General features: G+C 63.2%; 19 protein-coding genes. 11 read left to right on the top strand and 8 right to left on the bottom strand.

Going from position 1 to position 21,444, the window contains the following annotated elements; translation table 11 throughout:
- Window positions 1-9: 9 nt before the first annotated feature.
- From EP376_RS04360 to EP376_RS04340, 5 genes are all read left to right on the top strand, one after another.
- Window positions 10-1,353, top strand: a complete 1,344-nt coding sequence (locus EP376_RS04360) for an ABC transporter substrate-binding protein (RefSeq protein ID WP_127654303.1) — start codon at window positions 10-12, stop codon at window positions 1,351-1,353.
- Window positions 1,354-1,448: 95 nt separating this feature from the next.
- Window positions 1,449-2,693 carry a carbohydrate ABC transporter permease gene (locus tag EP376_RS04355; protein WP_127654302.1) on the top strand — a complete coding sequence of 415 codons (1,245 nt, stop codon included), beginning with the start codon at window positions 1,449-1,451 and terminating at the stop codon, window positions 2,691-2,693.
- Window positions 2,690-3,904, top strand: a complete 1,215-nt coding sequence (locus tag EP376_RS04350) for a carbohydrate ABC transporter permease (protein ID WP_127654301.1) — start codon at window positions 2,690-2,692, stop codon at window positions 3,902-3,904. The genes EP376_RS04355 and EP376_RS04350 overlap by 4 nt, the downstream gene beginning before the upstream one ends.
- On the top strand, window positions 3,901-5,166 hold the full coding sequence (locus EP376_RS04345; RefSeq protein ID WP_127654300.1) for an MGH1-like glycoside hydrolase domain-containing protein: 1,266 nt from the start codon (window positions 3,901-3,903) through the stop codon (window positions 5,164-5,166). The genes EP376_RS04350 and EP376_RS04345 overlap by 4 nt, the downstream gene beginning before the upstream one ends.
- Window positions 5,166-6,218, top strand: coding sequence for an ABC transporter ATP-binding protein (locus EP376_RS04340; RefSeq protein ID WP_127654299.1), 1,053 nt, complete (start codon window positions 5,166-5,168; stop codon window positions 6,216-6,218). Before EP376_RS04345 ends, EP376_RS04340 begins: the two co-directional genes overlap by 1 nt.
- Before the next feature lie 9 nt (window positions 6,219-6,227).
- Here the strand turns inward: EP376_RS04340 and EP376_RS04335 are convergent, their stop codons facing one another.
- Window positions 6,228-7,487: an AGE family epimerase/isomerase gene (locus tag EP376_RS04335; RefSeq protein WP_127654298.1), complete on the bottom strand. Its 1,260-nt coding sequence runs from the start codon at window positions 7,485-7,487 to the stop codon at window positions 6,228-6,230.
- 274 nt (window positions 7,488-7,761) lie between these two features.
- Here EP376_RS04335 and EP376_RS04330 point away from each other — a divergent pair, with 274 nt between their 5' ends.
- From EP376_RS04330 to EP376_RS04310, 5 genes are all read left to right on the top strand, one after another.
- A complete protein-coding gene (locus EP376_RS04330; protein ID WP_127654297.1) occupies window positions 7,762-9,300 on the top strand; it encodes a glutamate synthase-related protein in 1,539 nt (512 codons plus the stop codon).
- A 27-nt stretch (window positions 9,301-9,327) separates the two neighbouring features.
- On the top strand, window positions 9,328-10,374 hold the full coding sequence (locus EP376_RS04325; protein ID WP_127654296.1) for a glutathione S-transferase C-terminal domain-containing protein: 1,047 nt from the start codon (window positions 9,328-9,330) through the stop codon (window positions 10,372-10,374).
- A 181-nt stretch (window positions 10,375-10,555) separates the two neighbouring features.
- Complete coding sequence (locus tag EP376_RS04320; protein ID WP_338068374.1) at window positions 10,556-11,302, top strand: acyl-homoserine-lactone synthase; 747 nt, start codon at window positions 10,556-10,558, stop codon at window positions 11,300-11,302.
- Window positions 11,303-11,510: 208 nt separating this feature from the next.
- Window positions 11,511-12,680: a response regulator gene (locus EP376_RS04315; protein ID WP_127654294.1), complete on the top strand. Its 1,170-nt coding sequence runs from the start codon at window positions 11,511-11,513 to the stop codon at window positions 12,678-12,680.
- 349 nt (window positions 12,681-13,029) lie between these two features.
- Window positions 13,030-14,370, top strand: coding sequence for a cytochrome P450 (locus EP376_RS04310; RefSeq protein ID WP_240652428.1), 1,341 nt, complete (start codon window positions 13,030-13,032; stop codon window positions 14,368-14,370).
- 17 nt (window positions 14,371-14,387) lie between these two features.
- Here the strand turns inward: EP376_RS04310 and EP376_RS04305 are convergent, their stop codons facing one another.
- On the bottom strand, window positions 14,388-15,800 hold the full coding sequence (locus EP376_RS04305) for a sensor histidine kinase (RefSeq protein WP_127654293.1): 1,413 nt from the start codon (window positions 15,798-15,800) through the stop codon (window positions 14,388-14,390).
- A gap of 474 nt (window positions 15,801-16,274) precedes the next feature.
- Here EP376_RS04305 and EP376_RS04300 point away from each other — a divergent pair, with 474 nt between their 5' ends.
- A complete protein-coding gene (locus EP376_RS04300; RefSeq protein ID WP_127654292.1) occupies window positions 16,275-17,378 on the top strand; it encodes a response regulator in 1,104 nt (367 codons plus the stop codon).
- A gap of 8 nt (window positions 17,379-17,386) precedes the next feature.
- Here the strand turns inward: EP376_RS04300 and EP376_RS04295 are convergent, their stop codons facing one another.
- From EP376_RS04295 to EP376_RS04270, 6 genes are read right to left on the bottom strand one after another with little or no spacing between them, the layout of a single operon-like run.
- The gene (locus EP376_RS04295; protein WP_127654291.1) at window positions 17,387-17,779 is read right to left on the bottom strand and encodes a CBS domain-containing protein; all 393 of its coding nucleotides are present in this window, start codon (window positions 17,777-17,779) and stop codon (window positions 17,387-17,389) included.
- Complete coding sequence (locus EP376_RS04290) at window positions 17,776-17,952, bottom strand: hypothetical protein (protein WP_164744860.1); 177 nt, start codon at window positions 17,950-17,952, stop codon at window positions 17,776-17,778. The genes EP376_RS04295 and EP376_RS04290 overlap by 4 nt, the downstream gene beginning before the upstream one ends.
- 11 nt (window positions 17,953-17,963) lie before the next feature.
- Complete coding sequence (locus EP376_RS04285; RefSeq protein ID WP_127654289.1) at window positions 17,964-18,941, bottom strand: FAD:protein FMN transferase; 978 nt, start codon at window positions 18,939-18,941, stop codon at window positions 17,964-17,966.
- Between the two features lie 3 nt (window positions 18,942-18,944).
- Window positions 18,945-20,168 carry an NADH:ubiquinone reductase (Na(+)-transporting) subunit F gene (gene nqrF / locus EP376_RS04280; protein ID WP_127654288.1) on the bottom strand — a complete coding sequence of 408 codons (1,224 nt, stop codon included), beginning with the start codon at window positions 20,166-20,168 and terminating at the stop codon, window positions 18,945-18,947.
- Window positions 20,165-20,779 (bottom strand): NADH:ubiquinone reductase (Na(+)-transporting) subunit E, encoded by a 615-nt coding sequence (gene nqrE / locus EP376_RS04275; RefSeq protein ID WP_127654287.1) that lies wholly within the window; start codon window positions 20,777-20,779, stop codon window positions 20,165-20,167. Before nqrE ends, nqrF begins: the two co-directional genes overlap by 4 nt.
- The gene (locus EP376_RS04270; RefSeq protein WP_127654286.1) at window positions 20,776-21,441 is read right to left on the bottom strand and encodes an NADH:ubiquinone reductase (Na(+)-transporting) subunit D; all 666 of its coding nucleotides are present in this window, start codon (window positions 21,439-21,441) and stop codon (window positions 20,776-20,778) included. The genes nqrE and EP376_RS04270 overlap by 4 nt, the downstream gene beginning before the upstream one ends.
- Between the last annotated feature and the right edge of the window lie 3 nt (window positions 21,442-21,444).

Here is a 21,444-nt window from a genome sequence, read left to right as displayed (position 1 = left end):
AGGAAAACGATGAAACTCAGAGCGAAAATCCTGTCAGGCGCCGCGATGGCGCTGGTCCTGGCATCGGGCGCACAGGCGGAAACGCTGCGCTTCTGGACAACGGAAGAACAACCCGAGCGGCTGGCCCGTCAGGAACAGATGGCTGCCGATTTCGCGGCCGCAACGGGCCACACCGTCGAGGTGATCCCGGTTTCGGAAAATGATCTGGGCACGCGGACCACCGCCGCCTTTGCCGCGGGCGATCTGCCCGATGTCATCTATCACACGCTGCAATACGCCCTGCCGTGGGCCGAGGCGGGTATCCTTGATACCGATGCCGCGACCGACGTGGTCGAGGCGCTTGGCGCCGATACATTCGCGCCCGGCGCGCTGAACATGGCGTCCTTCGACGGCGGCTATGCATCCGTTCCGGTGGACGGCTGGACGCAGATGATCGTCTATCGCGCGGATCTGTTCGAAGAAAACGGGCTCGAGCCGCCGAATTCCTATGCCAACGTGCTGGCCGCCGTCGATGCGCTGCACAACCCGCCCGAGATGTATGGCTTTGTCGCCGCCACCAAGGTGGACGAAAACTTCATGAGCCAGGTTCTGGAGCATGTCTTCCTAGCCAATGGCGTGAGCCCCGTCGGCCCCGACGGGTTCGAACCGCTGGACGAGGCCGCGACAATCGAAGTCCTCGAATTCTACAAGGCGATCGCCGAAGCCTCTCCGCCGGGTGATCTGTTTTGGGATCAGTCGCGCACGCTCTATTTCAGTGGCAACGCCGCGATGATCATCTGGTCGCCCTTCATCCTTGACGAACTGGCCGGTCTGCGCGACAGCGCGCCGCCCACCATCAACGATGACCCGACCTCGTCCGAGCTGGCGTCCAAGACCGGCATCGTCACCAACTTCGCCGGCCCCTCGAACCCCGATGGCGCCGCATGGGGCGATGTTCGCTACTTCGGGATCACGTCTGATGCCGCCACCGACGCGGCGATGGAATTCGTCGAATATTCGATGGGCGAAGGCTATGGCCAGACCCTTGCCATCGCGCCCGAGGGCAAGTTCCCGGTGCGCCGCGGCACGGCCGACGATCCGACCGCCTTCTCGGAGTTGTGGTCGACGCTGGATGTGGGCGTGGACCGCAAGGCCCCGCTGGGCGAGCTGTATGACGCGGCGATGATCAACGAGATCGTCGGCGGCCTCGACGTGGCACAGCGCTGGGGTGTCAACGAGGGTCAGCTGAGCCTCGCCTCCTCGATCATCAACAGCCAGGTCATCAACCGGCTGGTGCGCGAATATATCGACGGGGAGCGGGATGCCGCCGCCACCGTCGCCGCGCTGAACGACGAGCTGGCTGCGATCCAGTAACGGATTGCGCACTTGCGCCGGGCGGGTCGCTGGCCGGCCCGGCGCACAGCTGACCGACGTTCCGGCAGGCGCCGGAATGAACGAGGATCGCCAAGATGACCGAGATCACACCACCGAAAGGAACGGGGCCGCTGGCGCGCCGCGAGGCACGGCTTGCCTGGGGCTTGCTGCTGCCGACGATCACGGCGGTGTCTCTGGTGGTCATCCTGCCGCTTCTCGCGATCTTCTGGATATCGGTGAAACCGGTGACGCTGGCCGATCTGCGCCCGCCCGAGGTCACGATGCGCGAAGACTTGCGCGGCAATCCCGAGGTGGCCGGCGACGAGGCGACCCTGCGCTACCGCCTGCGAAACAGCAGCCAGGCGCAGCCGATCCTTGGCGTGGGCTTTACAGACACGCTCCCCGAGGGACTGGTGATCGGCGAACTGCCCGAGACCTGCGTGATCGAGGCGGGCGTCCTGACCTGCGAATTCGGCGATTGGGACCCGGGCGCACGCGAGACGATCGAAATCCCCGTCATTGTGGAGCAATCCTATTTCGACGCGGGTCTTGGCCCCCGCGACGATCCGGCGGTTGTGCGCGGCGATGCCTCGAACGTGCTGACCAATGCGACCTTCACCTTCGAGAATTTCGCCCGGATCTTTGACGGGCGGGAATTCTGGTCGGTCCTGTGGGTCACGCTGTTCTATACCGTCTTCGGCACGATCGGGGCGCTTGTCTTCGGCCTGTTTGCCGCACTCCTGCTGAACAAGAGCTTTCGGGGTCAGGGTATCCTGCGCGGGCTCTATCTCTTTCCCTATGTGGCGCCGGTGATTGCGGTGGCCTTCGCGTGGATCCTTCTGTTCGATCCGTTCTCGGGCTCGGCCAACGCACTCCTGATCCAGATGGGCGTGACGGACGAGGCGATCAATTTCTTCGGTGAACGACCGCTTGCACTGATCACCGTCACGGTGTTCGAGATATGGCGCTATTTCCCGCTGTCGTTCCTGTTCATCCTCGCCCGGATGCAATCGATCGACAACGACATGTACGAGGCCGCCGACATGGATGGCGCCTCGCCGTTCCAGCAGTTCTGGTATCTGTCGATGCCGCAGCTGCTGGGCATCCTGAGCGTCTTGTTCCTGCTGCGCTTTATCTGGACGTTCAACAAGTTCGACGACATCTTTCTGCTGACGGGCGGCAATGCGGGCACGCGAACGCTGACGGTCAATGTCTATGAACAGGCCTTTGCCCTGTCGAACCTTGGCGCGGGGGCTGCGGTGGCGGTGGTGATCTTTGCCTGCCTGCTGACCTTTTCCATCTTCTTCCTGAAATTCATCAGCCGGGAGGAAGGGCTGTGAGCGCGCTGCGGTTCGGATATGTCGCGGCGCCCTTGCTGGGCGCGTTGTGGATGGTGACGCTGGCGGTGACCGTCGCGGTCGCCATGTCCTTTGCCACGGGCGAGGCATTCCGTCCGGCGATGCTCTGGTCGCTGGTCTGGGGCGCGATCGGTGGCGCGGCCTTCCTCGCGATCCGGCCCCGACGCGCGGCAAGCGCGCTGGTCGCTGTGGCGGTCGTCGTGTTCATCGCCGCGGGCGTGGGGCCGGTGGTGGTGGGGCCGGACGTCCCGGCCCTGTCGCGCGGGATATGCGGGCTGATCCTCGGGATCGGCTTTGCCGCCTCGACCTTCCGGATCATGGAGGACCTGAGTCCCGGCGCGCTCACGCGGCACGAATTCGAAGGCGCGGTGATCCGGTTCCTGACGGGTTTCGGTTATATCTTCTTCACCGCAATCGTGCTGATCCCGTTCTACGTGATGGTGATGACGAGCCTCAAGAACCAGTCCGAACTGGTGATGAACCCGCTCGATTTCTCGATCGACCTGTCGAAGGGCTGGGATCTGTTCCGCTCCTACGAGGAGCTGTTCCGCGACTTCAACTTCGGCACCTACATGGTCAACTCGGCGCTGATTTCGGTGCTCACGGTGATCATCACGCTTCTGTTCGCGGTGCCGGGCGCCTATGCGGTGGCGCGGCTGAGGTTTCGCGGGCGGGCCGCTTTTTCGCGGTCGATCCTTCTGATCTACATGGTGCCGATGATCGTGCTCGCGCTGCCGATCTATATCGCCTTTTCGATGACGGGGCTGCGCAACACGTTCTTCGGGATCGTGCTGATCTATCCCGTCACGACCATTCCTGTCGCGCTTTACATGCTTCAGGGCTATTTCCGGGGTCTGCCGTCCGAAGTGGAAGAGGCAGGGCTGATGGACGGCCTGACCCGGCTGGCCGTGATCTGGAAGATCACCCTGCCGCTGTCGCTTCCGGCGTTGGCGTCGGTCTCGCTCTATGTCTTCATGATCGCCTGGAACGAGTTTCTTCTGGCGTTCATGCTTCTCGATGATCCGTCGAAATTCACCCTGACCCGCGGCATCGCCTCGCTCAATTCCTCTGAAATTCCGCGCCAGCACCTGATGGCGGGATCGGTGGTGGCGACGGTGCCGATCATGGTGATCTTCCTCGGGTTGGAACGCTTCATGACCAAGGGTCTCACAGCAGGATCTGTCAAAGGATGACAACACACGACGACACCGCCCGCGCCATCCTGCGCGGCAACGATCGCGGCGGCTACACGGTGCCGACGGCGGGGCTTTATCCCTATCAGTGGAACTGGGACAGCGCCTTTGCAGCCTGGGGATTTTCGACCTTCGACCTGCCGCGCGCCTGGGACGAACTCGATACGCTGTTCTCGGCGCAATGGGATGACGGGATGGTGCCGCACATCATCTTTCACCGCGACGATCCGGGCTATTTCCCGGGGCCGGATGTCTGGGGCACGGGCCATGTGCCGGCCACGTCCGGCATCAGCCAGCCGCCCGTAGCCGCGATCCTGGCGCGCCTGATCTGGGACCGGGATCGCGATCTGGGCGAGGCCCGGATCCGAGCGCTCTTTCCCGCGCTGCGCGCGTGGCACCGCTGGTGGGCCGAGTATCGCTGTGGCAGCGGTGCGGCCGCGATTACCCATCCATGGGAAAGCGGCCGAGACAATTGCCCGGACTGGGATATCGGCATGGCCGATGTGGACGGGTCCAACGTAGGCGACTACACGCGCCGCGATACCGGACATGTCGATCCCTCGATGCGGCCGGGCAAGGCCGATTATGACCGCTATCTTGCGATGGTGCAGTTCGGGCGCGGCTGCGGCTGGGATCAGGCCCGGATCGTGCGCGACGGGCCGTTCCTCATGGCCGATCCGGGCATCACCTTCATCCTGCTGCGCGCCCATGACGACCTGGCCGCCATCGGCCGCGCCCTCGGTGAAGACGTGACCGAGATCGAAGGCTGGGCCGCGGACCTGCGCGCCGGGCTGGAAACGATCTGGAACCCCGCACTGGGCGCCTATGACGCGCGCAACCTGCGCGACGGCGAATTCGCGGGCGTTCTGGGCTCGGGCGCGTTTCTGGCCTATCTCGCGGGCGCGGAACGGCCCGAACTGGAACAGCACCTCCTGCGATCCTGGGACGCGGTGAAATTCGGCATTCCCTCCGCCGACCCCGAAAGCGCGATTTTCGAGTCCCGCCGCTATTGGCGCGGCCCCTCATGGCCTGTCGTCAACGCGCTGATCGCGCTTGGCCTGCACAGCGGCGGACGGCCCGAACTCGAGGCACGGTTGCGCCGGGAAACGCGCGAACTGATCACGCGCGGCGGCTTCTACGAATATTTCGACCCGCTCGACGCCACGCCCTGCGGCGGGGCAGATTTCACATGGACCGCGGCGATCTGGCTGACATGGGCCAGCCCGAGCGCCGGCGAAACCCTTGCACAAGGAGCGGCGTGATGGCTTCGATCGAATTGAAATCGGTTGAGAAGTGGTTCGATGACACGCAGGTGATCAAGGGTGTCGACCTTGCCATCCACGAGGGCGAATTCGTCATCTTCGTCGGCCCGTCGGGCTGCGGAAAATCCACGCTACTGCGTATGATCGCGGGGCTTGAGGAGACGTCACGCGGCCAGATCATGATCTCGGGGCGCGACGCGACGGCAGAGCCACCGTCCAAGCGCGGACTTGCCATGGTATTCCAGTCCTACGCGCTCTACCCGCATATGAGCGTGCGGGAAAACGTGGGCTTTCCGCTGAAATCCGCGGGCCTGCCCAAGGACGAGGTCGCGGCCAAGGTGGCCGAGGCCGCTCATGTTCTCAAGCTCGACGGTTACCTCGACCGCAGGCCCAAGGACCTGTCGGGCGGGCAGCGACAGCGGGTGGCCATTGGCCGCTCGATCGTGCGCGATCCGACGGCGTTCCTGTTCGACGAGCCGCTGTCGAACCTCGATGCCGCGCTCCGGGTCGAGATGCGCTACGAGATTGCGAAACTGCACCAGTCGCTGGGCGCCACGATGATCTATGTCACCCACGATCAGGTCGAGGCGATGACGCTGGCAGACAGGATCGTCGTTCTGGAATCGGGTCGCATCGCGCAGGTGGGCAGCCCGAAGGAGCTGTATCTGCGCCCCGCCGATCTGTTCGTCGCGCAATTCATCGGCAGCCCCAAGATGAACGTCCTGCCGGTCAGCACCGAAGCGGGCCGCTACCGGATCGACGGCGCGCGCGGCGGGACCTTTGCGGGCGACAGGCCTGCGGTCACGCTGGGCATCCGGCCCGAACATATCGAACTGGGCCCCGAGGGCAGCGGAGAGCTGGACGGAACGGTCGATGTCACCGAATACCTCGGCGCCGACACTTTCGTCATCATGGATTGCGGCAGCGCCGGTCAGGTCAATGTGCGCGTCGACGGTGGTGCGGAGATCACACCGGGCCAGCGGATGGGCCTGACACTCGGGCCCGGCAACCTGCATTTCTTCGACGCGCAGGGCCGCGCGATCCGCGACTGACCGGCCCCGTTACGGGGCCAGCAGGTCTGATCCCTTCAGCGCATCGATGCTGCGCGACAGCCCCGGCGCAAGCGGCAGAAGATCGGCCTGAAGCGCGTGATAGATGTCGGGCTTGCCGATGAATTGCCTTGGCGCGGGCCGACCGGCCGCGTCGACCTCGGGGATCCAGCCGCCCCTTTCGGCATCGACGAACAGGTCCGCCGCCGCGCCCCAGACGCGGCGATACCAAGCCTCGTCCTCGGGTCGGTCCTCGATCTTGAGAAAGGCTGCCAGAACGCCGATCGCCTCCGTCACGGGCCACCAATAGCGGTCGGTGATCTGCGGCGCCACCGCGTAGTCGAGCGTGTAGACAAAGCCGCCCCCATCGGCGACCCACGCGTCATCAAGGGCGGTCTGCATCAGCGCGCGGGCGCGCGCCGGCATGTCGCCCTCGGGCCGCCTGCGCAGATCCCAGTATTGCAGCAACAGCCTCGCCAGTTCGAAGGAATGGCCCGGGGTCGTGCCCCGCGGGCGGAACATCGGATCGCCCTCATAGGCCATGTCGACGCTCCAGTCGGGCGTGAAATGCTCGGGGATACGCCAGTCATGGGCGGGCGCAATGCGCGCGGTGAAGAAATCGAGAATGCGGCCCGCCTTGTCGAGATACCCCACATCGCCCGTCGCCTCGAACCCCGCCATCAGGGCCTCGCAGCCATGCATGTTGGAATTATATCCGCGATACTCGGAGAAGGGCTGCCAGTCGCGCGTGAACTCATCGAAAAGGAGCCCTGCCCCGTCGTCCCAGAACCGGGTCTCGATGACCTGCGTGATATCGGCAAGGATCGGATCGGCCTGATCGAAGCCCACGGCCCTCGCGCTCGAGGCCGCCAGCAGAACGAAGCCATGACCATAGGCCAGCTTCACGTCGCGGTCGATGCGCCCGTCGGGATGGAGCGACCAGAGATAACCGCCGTGATCGGGATCGCGATGGCGCGACCAGATATAGGCTAGCCCGGCCTCGATGACCTCGGCGCAATCGGGCGCGCCCGCGGCATGGGCCATGGCAAAGGAATGGACCATCCGTGTCGTGGCATGAAGCTCTTGCGGAGCGCCGGGGATCGGGGTGCCGTCGGTTTCAAGCGCGTCGAAGCCGCCATCGGGCCTCAGGCTCCTGCGAAAGAAATCGATCTGCCGGATCGCGTCCGAGCGGAGCCAGTCCCGGTGCCGGGGGTCTTCCAGCCAGCGCTGATCGGGCGCGTCCGGCCCCAGGATTGTCTTGCCTTCCGCCACGTCATTTCCCCTGTTCTGGCAGGCGCCACCACGCGGTGGCGCCCGGTTCGTGCTTGCCTCGCCGCTTAACAGACCCAGTATCAACCCGGAAGGCCACCGGCCTGCAATGCAATAATCGGCCTGCCCCGAGGGTTTGCGCGACAGTCGGGACTGCTGTTCCTAAGATTGTTCGCCCGCGCACAATGATTGCGCCCCTTGCCATGTTTCGTGCAATCGCGCGGAGGGGTAGGCTCAATCCAACCGATACCCGCATCAACTCAAGGGCTGAACTATCATGTCAGATCAAGACGTCCCGATCATCGCCGCCAAATCGCCGACCCAAGTCGAGCTTGAGGAGGGCAAGTCCTACCACTGGTGCCGCTGCGGTCGATCAGGCAATCAGCCGTTCTGCGACGGCTCCCATGCCGGGACGGGGATCACGCCGCTGAGTTTCACCGCCGACAAAAGCGAAACCGCCACCCTGTGCCGCTGCAAGGCCAGCGCGAATGCGCCGTTCTGCGACGGCACCCATGCCAGCCTTGGCGACAAGGAGCCGGGCGATCCCGCGCCCGAGCCGAAATCCGATGCGCCCAAGGCCAAACCAACGCCCGAGGAGCCGACCGTCGCCCGCATCCACGATCTTGCCCGCGACGGTCTCTCCAAACTGGGACATCACGGCGAGATGGGCGCAATGGGCGTGCCGCGCAAGGACCTGCCCCATTGGGATGACATTCAGATCCTGCCCGCCCAGCTGGCGCGCAAACCCCTGCTTGAGGATCAGGACGTCACAACGCAGGTCATCATCGGGCCGAGGGCGGACCGGCCACTGACCCTCGATATCCCGCTCTTCGTGTCGGACATGAGTTTCGGCGCCCTGTCCGAAGAGGCCAAGATCGCGCTGGCGCGCGGGGCCGAACTGGCCGGCACCGGGATCTGTTCCGGCGAAGGCGGGATGCTGCCCGAGGAACAGGCCGAAAATTCCCGCTATTTCTATGAGCTGGCCTCGGCCCGGTTCGGCTGGGACCCCGCGCTTGTCGAAGAGGTGCAGGCCTTCCACTTCAAGGGCGGGCAAGGCGCCAAGACGGGCACCGGCGGGCATCTGCCCGGCGACAAGGTCACCGACAAGATCGCCGAGGTGCGCGGCCTGGACGAAGGGCAACCCGCGATCTCGCCCGCGACGTTCCCCGATCTCGACGGGCCGGATGATTTTCGCAAATTGGCCGACGAGGTGCGCGAACGCACGGGCGGGATACCGATCGGGTTCAAACTCTCGGCCAACCATATCGAAGACGACATCGATTTCGCACTGGCCGCCAGCGCCGATTACATCATCCTTGACGGGCGCGGTGGCGGCACAGGCGCTGCCCCCCTGATCTTTCGCGATCACATCTCGGTGCCGACGATTCCGGCGCTGGCCCGCGCCCGGCGCCACCTTGATCAGCGGGTGGGCCGCGAGGTCACGCTGATCGCCACCGGCGGGCTGCGCGTGGCCGAAGATTTCGTCAAGGCAATGGCCCTTGGGGCCGATGCGATCGCCGTGTCGAATTCCGCGATACAGGCGGTGGGATGTGTCGCCGCCCGGATGTGCAACACCAACAATTGCCCCGCCGGCATCGCCACCCAGAAACCGGAACTGCGCAAACGGCTGGACGTGCAGCAGGGCGCAGAACGGCTGGCCCGATACTTCGGTGCAAGCGTCGAATTGATGCAGGTTTTGGCCCGTGCCTGTGGCCATGACAACCTGAGCGGTTTCAACCCGCGTGACCTGACCAGCTGGAAACGCGACGTCGCGGACCTCAGCGGCCTGCGCTATGCAGGCGTCAGCCGAGAGTGACATCGCTGCAAGAGGAAAAGGCGCGCCATGACAGGACAGGACCGCTCCGTCGAGGAGGATCAGACAGATGCAGAAGCGCGGCGCGCCCGGGGCGAATTCGTGCGCGGCGTCAGCGCGTTTCGCCATGCGATCGGCGAGCCGGACTTTCCGCCCGAACCCGGCCGCTATCACCTGTTCGTCGCGTTGAATTGCCCGTGGTGCCACAGGGTGACGCTGGCGCGCGCCGTGCTGGGCCTGACCGAGTCCATCACCATGGATGTGGCCTTCCCGAACCGCACCGACGAGAACGACCCGGCAGGCCCCGACCTGTGGCACTTCGCGCCCGACCGCGCGGCCAGCCTGACCGGCGCGCCGCTGCCCGAATGCACAGCCGAGACCGCGACGGGACAGGGCCACCGGCTGGTGCGCGATATCTATGCCGCCGAAGGTTCGAACGAAAAATCCGTGCCGATCCTCTATGACAAGCGCGCGGGCCGGATCGTGTCGAACGAAAGCGCCGAGATCATCCGCATGCTCGACCGGCATGCCGCCGCGTTGGGCACCACCCTGCCCGATGATGAGCGGCCCGAACTCTACCCCCACGGGCCGGAGACGGCCGAGTTGAGGGCCGAGATCGACAGCCTCAACGCCGACATCTATCGCGACATCAACAACGGCGCCTACAAGGCGGGCTTTTCCTCGGATCAGGCCGTCTATGCCGCCGCGTTCGAGGCCTATTTCGACCGGCTGAACGAGCTTGAGGCCCGACTGGCCTCTGACAACCGGCCCTACCTGACGGGCGATCGCTTTACCGAGGCTGACCTGAGACTGTTCCCGACCCTGTTCCGGCACGACCCGGTCTATTACCTTCGGATGAAGCTGAACGGCGCCCGCATCCTCGATCTTCCGCATCTGTGGCGCTGGCTGTGCCGGGTGCATGCGCTGCCGGGGGTGGCCGCGTCGGGATCGCTTGTCCATTGCCGGCAGGGCTATTTCGGACGGTCATGGAACGGGGTCGTGCCCCTTGGTCCACGCGTCCCGATGCCCTACCCCGAAATCTATGACCGCCCTGAACTTGCGGACCCGGCAAGTTAGACCACGGCCTATCATGGGGCCCCACGTCGGAAAAACGAGCATTGGTCAGTCCGTGTGTGGCGCAAAAGCAGCAAGACCCGCAAATTGGATAAAAAGATCGCTCAAAAGCGAACTCCGCGAAGCAAACGGATCGAAAGCAGGCATATATGTGTCGAAAACGAGGCAGTAAATCGAGTGTTGGATGAACCGCACATGGTCGCCCTCATGGGCAATACCAAGAGCGTCATTGCTGCCGACCCTGGAACCAAGTGAACCATACGGTCGGCACTACGACGAACGACAGCGGGTAACGAGTTCAAGACCAAGGGACGACAAACTAGACAACAAGACAATCCGTCACGTTCGGTCCGTGACGATGTCGTCCCGAAATATTCACGAGTACGGAGAGCTGTTCGCAAAATACCTTGAAGCCAGGAAAGCGATTTTCCTGGATAAGCTCGGCTGGCATGTCTCCGAGGCCGATGGGATGGAATTCGATCAATACGATACCCCCCAATGCCGCTGGATCATCCTTCATGAATACGGCGAGGTTCTGGGCGGCGCGCGCCTGATGCCGACAACGGCGCGCTGCGGCATCTACAGCTACATGTTGCGCGACGCACAGAAAGGTATCCTGCCGGATTTGCCGCGGGATGTTCTGTTCTTCGAAGCGCCCGTCGAACACAGCGTCTGGGAGGCCACCCGCTTTTTCATTACCGACGATGTGTCGGCCAAGCGCCGGTTCACCATTCGGCACCTGTTGTTCAACAAGATGATCGAAGCGGGCGTCGCGCATGGTGCGACCCATATCCTCGGGATCGTCCCGTATCTGTGGATGCGGTGGTCACGCCCGATGGGAGTAACAGCGACGCCGATCGGCGCAAAATTCGAGATCGACGGCACGCAAAGCCAAGCGGTCCTGTTCAGCACCGGCACCTACGAGGCCTGACCCGCAACCGGACCGGGCGGGCCATCCGGCCCCTTCGACGGGAAACAATCTGGCCGTTGTTACGGGATTGATCCCTATTCGCGCCAAACGCCATCATTTGGTCGAACGATCACACCGTTTCCGCCCGGTTTGAGCGGCCGCCGACCTAATTTGATCTTATTTTATTGGTAATTTTTTAGGGTGATCTTGATCAGAGTGGTCGTTGGATATGAATAGCCCTTTTTCCGATAACGTCGAAGTCCGTTCCGCGCCCGACGAGCTTTCGGCCAGTGGGGCAACGCTCGATATCCTCGTGGTTGATGACGAGCCCAGCATTCTCGAACTGGTCAAGGTGGCGCTTGAGAACCTTGAATCCTACAGGGTGACCACCGCTCATGGCGCGCAGGACGCCATGCGTCAGCTTCAGGCGCGGCACACGCCGTTCGACTGCCTGCTGCTGGATATCCAGATGCCGGATGTGAACGGAATCCAGCTTCTGAAAGAAATTCGCAAACTGCCCGAATATGCCGAGACGCCTGCCATCATGCTCACCGCGATGAGTGAGCGGAAATATATCGATGGCGCGTTTCTCGAAGGGGCCACCGATTATGTCAGCAAGCCCTTCGACTTCTTCGAATTGCGCGGCCGGATCCGCTGTGCGCACAAGTTGATCGAAGCCCGGACCAGGCAAGAGACCCCGCCCGCGGCCGAAGCCTCAGCCCCCGCCCAACCCGATCCCCAGCCTCAGGACGCCGCGCAGGACGAGGTTGCGCGGCCCGAGACGCGGCCCGTCTTCAACGACGCTCTGGCTGTCGAGGATCTGGACCGGATTCTGCGGGACGTGGAATTCGACAATTACCTCGATCAGCTGGCCCGGCAGAAACTCCTTAAATCACAGGCGATCGCGATCAAGTTGCAGGATGCCGACCAGTTCCTTCGCGACGAGGGCGAGGACCGGTTCCGCGGTGCGGTTCAGAACCTTGCAGCGGCCATACAATATGTGACCAAAGACATGGATCGCGTGTTCTCGTATCGCGGCGGTGGCGTTTTCATTGTGATCGTGCATGGGCGCAAGCTCGGCGCCGGTCTGCCGAACCTGCACAATCTCGACGAGATGATCACCGCACGCCTGACCGAACATCTGGAAAGCGGGCATATCCGCTTTGTCATCGGCAAGCCGATCCAGATGGCCGCCCTGTCGCGGTCACGGGCGGCCAAGGCGCTTCAGCTGGCGGTCGATCAGGTCCAGATGCTGAGGGCGCGAACCCCGCTCGAGGCAAGTACCAGCCGGCGGACCAAAACCCGGCTTTTCCGTCCGACGACCCGCCGCGAGGACCGGATGTACGAACAGGTCCTGCACGAGCTTTATGGCAATGCCAGCTATCTGAAAGCCCGCTGATCACCGCCCCGCCCGAGGGCGGTGCCCCGTGGCAGATTTGCTCATTCCTCGGTCAAAATGCGCTCGAATTCCCGTTCACGGCGGCCGCGCAACCCCCACCGCTTGCCCCGCACCGGTGGCAGGGCTATCAACAAAGAAACGTGTCTGACGATCGCATGATTGAGATTGGCTAGCGCACGGTCCGTCGGCGCGACATGTCCATTTCACTGCGCCGCCGGGACTTGTGTTCCGCGTACTGGTTCCTCGTTTAGCAACATTCGCCACGGCCCTGTAACCTGCCCATCCGGCAGAGCGTCCGGCCATGTATTTTAGATAGGCTCGTCGTCAGAAGCTGGGGGTTTGGGTTCAGGTGAAAGCCAATTCATTCGAAGCGATACCGATCACCGCGAAACTTGCGACGAAGCCCGTGGGCTTGCTGGAATTTGCCCGGCTGGCCGGCCATAACATGCTCGAAGTGATCCCGGTCGAAACCACGCGGCAGACCTATCTGCGCGGCCCTCTCAACATCCACTACATTTGCGATCCCGAGATCATCACCGAACTTCTGGTCGGCGCCGGTCGGCGGTTCCCCAAGGCCCGGTTCACCAAGGACATCATCGGATCGGCGGTCGGAAACGGGTTGATCCTGTCGGAGGGTGAACGCTGGCGGAAACAGCGGCATCGCTATTCGCCCCTGTTCGCCGCGCGCAACCTGCCCATGCTGGCCACGCATTTCGCGCAGACGGGGCTCGAGGTCGCGGATTCGCTAAGTGATGCGCCCGGCATCGTCGATATCAACCAGATGTCACCCGCATCGACCATCACCAACATCTCGCGCGTGATCTTTTCCGGCAACGAAGAGGTCAGCGCGCAGCAGATCCGGGCCGGGCTCAAGACCTATTTCGATTACATCTCGGACATCTCGCTGTTCGATCTGATGCAATTGCCGAAATGGGTGCCCCGTCTGAACTGGCTGAAAAGCGACAAGCCGGTCACGACGATGCGCGACCTGGCCCGCATCGTGATCGAGAACCGGCGCGCCCAGAAGCGGACCGAGCCCGAAGATTTCCTCGACCTCATGATCGCGGCGCTTGACGAAGATTTCGAGGATCTCGAAACCACGGTCGACAACCTGCTGACCTTTGTCGTCGCGGGCCACGAGACATCGGCCAACGCCCTGTCATGGGGCTACTACCTGCTGGCGCTTTTCCCCGAGATGCAGACCCGCATCCGCAAGGAGGTGCAACGTGCCGCGCCCAGAGGCCCCGTGGGCTATGAAGATCTGCAGCACATGCCGCTGCTGAAGGCGCATCTCAAGGAGACGCTGCGCCTTTACCCCTCGGCCGCCTTCTTCGCGCGCGATGCCGCCGAAGACCTGACCGTCAAGGACATCACCTTCCGCAAGGGCGATGCCCTGTTCTTCCCGGTCTATTCCCTGCACCGCCACACGCAATTGTGGGATCTGCCCGATTGCTACCGCCCGGAAAGGTTCGAAGACGCAATCATTCCACGGGGACAATACATCCCCTTTGGCGACGGGCCGCGGGTCTGCATCGGAGCGCAATATTCCGAGACGGAGATCATGGTCCTGATGGCAAGCGTGCTGCGTCAGAACGAATTCCTGCTGACAGAGGCCGAGATCCCCCGCCCTGTCCTGACGTTCACGATGCGCCCCGAAGGCCCGATGATGCTGGAGGTCCGGCCGATCTGACGGCCGCCGAGGGCCCCCTAGCCCGAAATCGCCGCCGCATCGGCAGCGGGTTCGACATCTTCGCTGCCGTCCCAGACCTCGAAATCGGTGAAGAAAGTCGTGCCCGTTCCGACGCGGCTGACATAGTCGATCGTGCCGCCCATATGCTCCACGATTTCCTTCGAGATGTTCATGCCAAGGCCGCTGCCCATCGCGCGCCTCTGATCCGAGGAATCCAGCTGGCTGAACCGATCGAAGACCTTTTCCTTCATGCCATCGGGAATACCGGGACCGTTGTCGTCCACGAAGATGCGGACCGTTTGCCCCAGCCGCCGGCAGCCGACCCGCACAACCCCGCCCTCGTCCGAAAACTTGACGGCGTTGGAAATCATGTTCGCCATGACCTGCATCATCCGCGCCTCGTCCGCGCGGATCAGAAGCGGCTGGGAGTCTTCGCAATCCAGAACGATCTCGACCTTGTTGAGATTGGCATAGCCCGCATTGCTCCGGACGGCATCGCGCACCAGTTCGGCCACGTCGAGCGTTCCGATCCTGTATTTCAACTCGCCCGCTTCGATCTTCTGGAGGTCAAGAAGATCGTCGATCAACCGTGACAGACGCAGGCTGTTCCGGCTTGCCATGTCGATCAGCCCGGCCATGTTTTCCGGGACCTCGCCCAGGGCGCCGGAGTTCAACAGATCGAGCGATCCCTTGATCGACGTCAACGGCGTGCGCAACTCGTGACTGACGGTCGATACGAATTGCGACTTGGCGATATAGGCGGCCTTGGTGTGTTTGTGCTCTTCCTTCAGCGCCTCGAGCTGGTCGAGGTTGCGGCGATACAGTTTCAGGAAGACGATCGAACAATCGATCAGGAAGTACATCACGAAGATCGTGGTAAAGAATTGCAGCCAGATGTCCGACGACAAGGGCGGGCGCTCGATCAGGATGTCGGCAAAGACGATCACGAGGAACGACAGGCCATACATCGCCAATCGGACAACAAGGGCCATCAGCAGTTGATGATTGTTCATCGCCGCGAAAAGCGCCGCGGCGAAGAGGAAAAACAGCGGCGTGAAATGTCCGCCCGTCTCCTGCTTGAGAGCGACGGACACGGCATAGACGCAGATCGCACCAGACGTCAGAAGCGTGTTTTGCAGAACCCAGATCAGCGACTTGATGATTTCGTCGCGCTGGCTTGGTTCCAGCCGCGCGACGCGCCGCGCGATATTGATATCCTGAATCTCGCCAAACAGGATCACGCAATAGAAGATCAGGGCATTGATGGGATCGAAATAGAATGCGGTCAGCAAGGTCGCGCCGAAAAAGATCGCCTGCCTTTGCCACAAGAGGGCAAAGCTCACGGCGGTATAGTCCTTCAGATTCTGAAGGAGCCGTTCACTCGCGAGACTGTCAGCATTCGTCAAAGCGCTGACAAGGGAGATGGCCATGTTCGGACCTGCCGATGTTTCAATCACGTCTGCATTGTCGGGGTATCGCATGCAGGCTTGTAGGAATTACGGCCATCGTGCGTGCAGACTTTGACACGATGTCCCGAGGATCCGGGATCAACATCCTGTAATTCATTAATTTATTCAGATTCCCTCATCCCGGCAACGATTCATCGCGCCCTTCTGCGCATTTGGAAAAACACTGTTCTCGGCATTGCGACAAACGCGGTGCCAAGGGGATATTTTTCGCGACAATCCTCCTAAAATCCTGCCAAACAGGCTCTTATGCGACCTGTCCAGGAAAAAATGGGCGACATAATCGTTTGACCCACCAAGGGATATCTCGCGGCATCCGCATGCCATATTCCTGACGCAATGTTGCTTCAGAAACGCCGGATTCTCCGGGCAGTTTCGGATCGTTAGCGGTTGGGTATTAAGGTTTTGCGCAACACGATCCTGGGTGAGCGTTCGTCAATGGAAATTCTGGTCGTCGATGATGACGGTAGCGTGCTTGAGCTGCTGACCGAGATCCTGACAGTCACCGGGTATCACCGCGTCACGACCGCACCGCATGGCAAGGCCGCCCTCGAATATATTGCCGATTCCGATACACAGTTCGATTGCTTCCTGGTCGATATTCAGATGCCCGAAGTCGACGGGATATCGCTTGTCCGGCTGATCCGCGACACGCCCGATTACCGCGACAGCCCGATCCTGATGCTGACGGCAATGGACGAAAAAACCTATCTCGACCGCGCCTTTGCCGCGGGCGCCACCGATTACATCACCAAGCCCTTCGATCTTCTTGAACTCAGAACCCGGATCATCGAGGCCCGCCGTGTGGTGCATGAGCAGTTGCAGGCGGCCCAGCAACCGCTGATGGCCGGTCAGTTTCGCGAGACCGGCGACGGCGCAAAGGTCTTCAGACTGGCGCAGCCGATACCCCTGAAATCCCGCGAGGTTGCCCTGGGTCATCGCGAATTCGAAAATTATGTTCTGGAACTGGCACGGTCCTGCGAACTGGACGCGGCGTTCCGCGCCGTCAAGATTGCCGATGTTGAACGGCACTACCGTGAGAAATCCTCCGAGGATTTCATTCGGCTTGTCGAAGTGGCGGCCCGGGCTGTCAGAAACGCCCTGACCTCGGAACGCGGCGCGTTTTCCTATCGCGGGAACGGCGCGTTCGTCTGCCTGTGCGAACCACCGATGACCGCTGCCGCATCCCATCTGGAAGATGTGCTGGCCCAGCATGTCCGCGACGCCGCGACCGAAGCCGGGATCGCGCCGTTCCGGATGCTGGTTGGTAATCCGGTGCACATCTCGGGAAGTTCGGACAGCGTTGTTCTCGATCTCATGTCGGACGCCGTGGAAAGCGTCGAACAGAAGTCTTTCCAGGCGCGCGATATCGTAGCGATGACACGGCGTCTGCTGACCCGCAGACCGGTGACCGAGGATCAGCAAAGACTGGAACAAAAGGCCTATCAGAGCCTTTTGAAGAAGCTTCTGCAAAGTCCTGAAGATGAAACCTGGTCACGCAAGTTGCAGGAACGCGAAGATCGGCTGCATCGCAGCACCTGATCGCGGCGTCAGCCCACCCGCGTCAGCAGCGCGAGCACGTCGGACCGGTGCACCAGCCCCGCGACACTCCCCCCATCGAGGACGGGAAACACGCGGTGCGGCTGATCCATGAACATCTCGGCCACGCGGATCACGTCATCGCCGATGTCGACGGTGACAACCTCACGCGACATGTGATCTGCGACCCGGCCCGTCCATTCCCGGTGATAGCTGGCATGAAGCGCCGGGCGAAAGCAGTCCTTCTGGGTAAGGATGCCTATCAGCCGCCCGTCATCCCCCAGAACCGGCGCCGCCGCCGCCCGCGTATCCACGAGAACCGCGACTGCCCGCCGGATCGGCGTGTCCTCGGTCAGCATGGTGATGTCGCGACGCATGATCGCCTCGATCGTGAATTCCGTCATGACGGCTCCTTTTCCGCGTGCCTGCGCCTGAGAGGACAATCCTCGCACCGCTCGATTGCAAGCCCCTCGGCTGCGCCGCAACTGGTCTTGGCCGGCCCCCGCCCCAAGGCAAGGCCCAGCCCGATCCCACCGGCGGCAAGGCTGACGATCACGATCGCAAAGAGGATTTCCATCATGCCCCTCCCTAGACGATCAGGTCGGACATACCGCCCGACCGGATGATCCGCCGCGTGCCGCCCGTGTCGAACTGGAAAAGGGCCGTGATGTCCTGGCCTGCGGCAAGGTCGGGCCCGGCCTCTTCGCCCGCCGCGCACAGCGCCGTGGCCCAGCCGTCGGCCGTCATTGCATCCGCCGCGATCACCGTGACGGACCGGTGCCCGACAAATGTCGCGCGGCCCTCGGGCGGCGCGATGATGTGGCTATAGAGCCGCCCGTTGAGATCATAGCTTTGCGCCCGGGTGCCCGAGGTCGCCACGGCGGCCCCCGGCGGCAGGCGCAATGCGGTTGTCCCGGGATCGAACGGTACCGGCGCCTCGACCGCGACCCGCCAGTCGCGTCCGTCGGGATGATGGCCCGCCGTCACGAATTCGCCCCCGATCTCGAACAGGAAATCACGCGCTCCCGCCCCGCGGACGATTTCCGCCGCTCGGTCGAGCGCCCATCCCTTGGCGATGCCACACAGATCGAGCGTCAGGTCGGCACGAGCCTTTGTCAGGGTGCCTTGCCCGGCCCCGAGGCCCCGCCAATCCGGGGCCGCGCCATGGGAAATCGGGCCAAAGCCGCGCTGCGCCACAAGCGGCCCGACCGTCGGGTCAAAGGCCCCCTCGCTCCGCCGCGCGAGATCAAGCGCGGCCTCCGCCACCCGGGCCAGATCGGTGCCAGCGGTATGTATTCCCTCAGCTTCGGCATTGAAGCGACTGATTTCACTGTCAGATCGCCACGGCGAGAACTGTCTATCGATCTGCGCAAACAGGGCCTCGATCTCGGGCCGCAGCTGCGCCAGGCCCGCGCCCCGAGGTGCCAGAACGCGCCACCGCGTTGCAAATGCCGCGCCCTCCAGAACATCCATTTGCCCGGCCATCGCCGTGCCCGGGGCCACGAAGGCCGCGCCCAGCAATCCCAGTGCGGCACGTCTCGAGGGGTGAAATGGCAATGTCGACATGTATCAGGCTCCAAAATCGTCATAGAAGATCGAACCGGGTTCGACGCCCAGTCGCTTCAGCGTGGACAGGACGGCCGAGATCATCAGCGGCGGGCCGCAAAGGTAGTATTCGCATTCTTCGGGCGCCGGATGGCCGCGCATCTCGTCCAGCAAAACCTCGTGGATGAAGCCTGTGGCCCCGGTCCAGCGATCGCCAGGGGCCGGGTCCGACAGGGCCGGCGTCCAACTGAAATTGCCGTGCCGCGCGGCCAGTTCGCCCAGCTCGTCCGAATAGAACAGGTCGGCAGCGGTGCGCGCACCATAGAAATACCGGACGCGCCGCGACGTGCCGCGCCCAAGTTCCTGATGGATCATCGCGCGCAGGGGCGCCATCCCGACACCACCGCCGACATAGACCATTTCGCGATCCGTCGGCTGCACATGGAAATCCCCGAACGGGCCGGACAGCGTGATGTCATCGCCCGGCGCCAGCGTGAAGAGCCACGACGAAACGATCCCCGGCGGCACCTCCGTCTCGCGCCCGGCGGGCGGCACCGCAAGCCGGATATTGAACACGGCGCGGCCGGTATCCTCGGGCCGGCTGGCCAGCGAATAGGCGCGCGTTACGTCGGTTTCAGAGCTGACGCTCATGTTGCGCCAGCCCGCGATGTCCCAAGCGTCGCGGTATTCCGGCGGCACGTCGAGACGTGCGAAATCAAGCCGATAGGGTGGCGCGGTGATCTGCATGAAGTCGCCGGCCAGGAAATCCGACGACCGGTCCGGCGGCAGATCGACGACGATTTCGCGGATCAGCGGGGCCAGCATCCGGGTCGAGGCGACCTTGCAGGCAAAGCCCCCGCCCGCGCTGAGAATGTCGTCGGGCACCTGGACGGCACAGTCGCCCCGCAGGCTTGTCTGGCAGGCAAGCCGAACGTTCGCGCGCCGTTCCCGGGGCGAGAGGATCCCCATCTCGGTGGCCTGCGCGCCGCCCGCGCCCTCACCCGTCACGGTCACACGACACAGCCCACAGGTGCCCGAGCCGCCGCAGGCGGCCGGGATCATGACACCGCCGTCATGTAGCACGCCCAAAAGCTTGTCGCCGCGCCGGGCATCAAGATGCATGGAACCGTTGACCAGAACCTCGAACCCGGTCGCTGGAACAAGCCGCCAGCGCAACACCAGAAGCCCGATCGCCAGACCGACGATCAGGGCCACGATGACGAGGCTGGCCAGAACAACCTCGGTCATTGCGCCGCCGCCATCTGTGCAAAGGAAGCAAAGCCCAGCGACATGAGCCCCGCGAGAACGAACGCGATGCCAAGGCCCCGCAGGCCCGCCGGCAGGTCGGCATAGGCCAGCCGCGACCGGATCGCGCCCAGCATGGTGACGGCCACCGCAAAACCGACCCCGCTGCCCAGCCCGAAGACGGCCGATTCAGCCAGCGTATAGCTGCGCTCGACCATGAAGAGGCTCCCGGCGAGGATCGCGCATTGCACGGTCAACAGGGGCAGGAACACACCGAAGGCCCGGTGAATCTCGGGAAAGAAGCGATCAAGAACCATCTCGAGCAGTTGCACCGCCGCCGCGATCACACCGATGAAGGCGATCAGCGCGAGATAGGACAGATCAAGGTCGGGATAGCCCGCCCAGCTCCACGCGCCCGGCGCCAGAAGCGCGTTATATATCAGGTTGTTCAAAGGCACTGTTACACCAAGAACTCCGATCATCGCGACGCCTAGGCCCAAGGCCGAACCGGGCCGCTTCGACAGCGCAAGAAAGGTGCACAGCCCCAGAAACAGCGTCAGCGGCATGTTGTCGACGAAGGCCGCCATCACGAAGAGATCCCACAGCCCCGTCATTCCGCAGGCTCCGCCCGAAGGGGGGGCACATGCTCCGGCGCCTCGGCCTGCTCGGGCAGCAGGCTCCGGATTGCCCAGACCAGAAGACCCAGCAGGAAGAATGCCGAGGGCGCCAGCAGCATCAGGCTCAGAGGCGTGAACCAGCCGCCCGCATCGGCCAGCGGCAGGACCTGCACGCCGAACAGCTCGCCCTTGCCGAACAGCTCCCGCAGGCCGCCGATGATGATCAGGATCAGCGAATAGCCCAGCCCGTTGCCAAAGGCATCGACCATCGCGGGCCCGGGCGCGTTGTGACGGGCAAAGGCCTCTGTCCGGCCAAGGACAAGGCAATTGGTCGTGATCAGCCCGACATAGACCGACAGCGCACGGCTGATCTCGGCGAAATAGGCCTGAAGCAGCTGATCGATCACGATCACCAGCGAGGCCACGATCACGATCTGCACGATCAGGCGGATCGTGTCGGGGATATGCCGCCGGATCATGCTGATGACACCCGCCGACAGGGTCAGGACCACGGTCAGCGACACCGACATGGTCACGGCGGTGGCCAGCGTCGTCGTGACGGCAAGCGCCGAGCAGATGCCGAGGATCTGCAAGGTCACCGGGTTTTGCCGGATCAGCGGTTCAGTGAGGATCTTTCGGTAGTCGATCGTTCGGGCCATGGC

The sequence above is a fragment of the Alexandriicola marinus genome, assembly GCF_004000435.1.
Lineage (GTDB): Bacteria > Pseudomonadota > Alphaproteobacteria > Rhodobacterales > Rhodobacteraceae > Alexandriicola > Alexandriicola marinus.
This window is presented reverse-complemented; position numbering and strand designations above follow the sequence as displayed.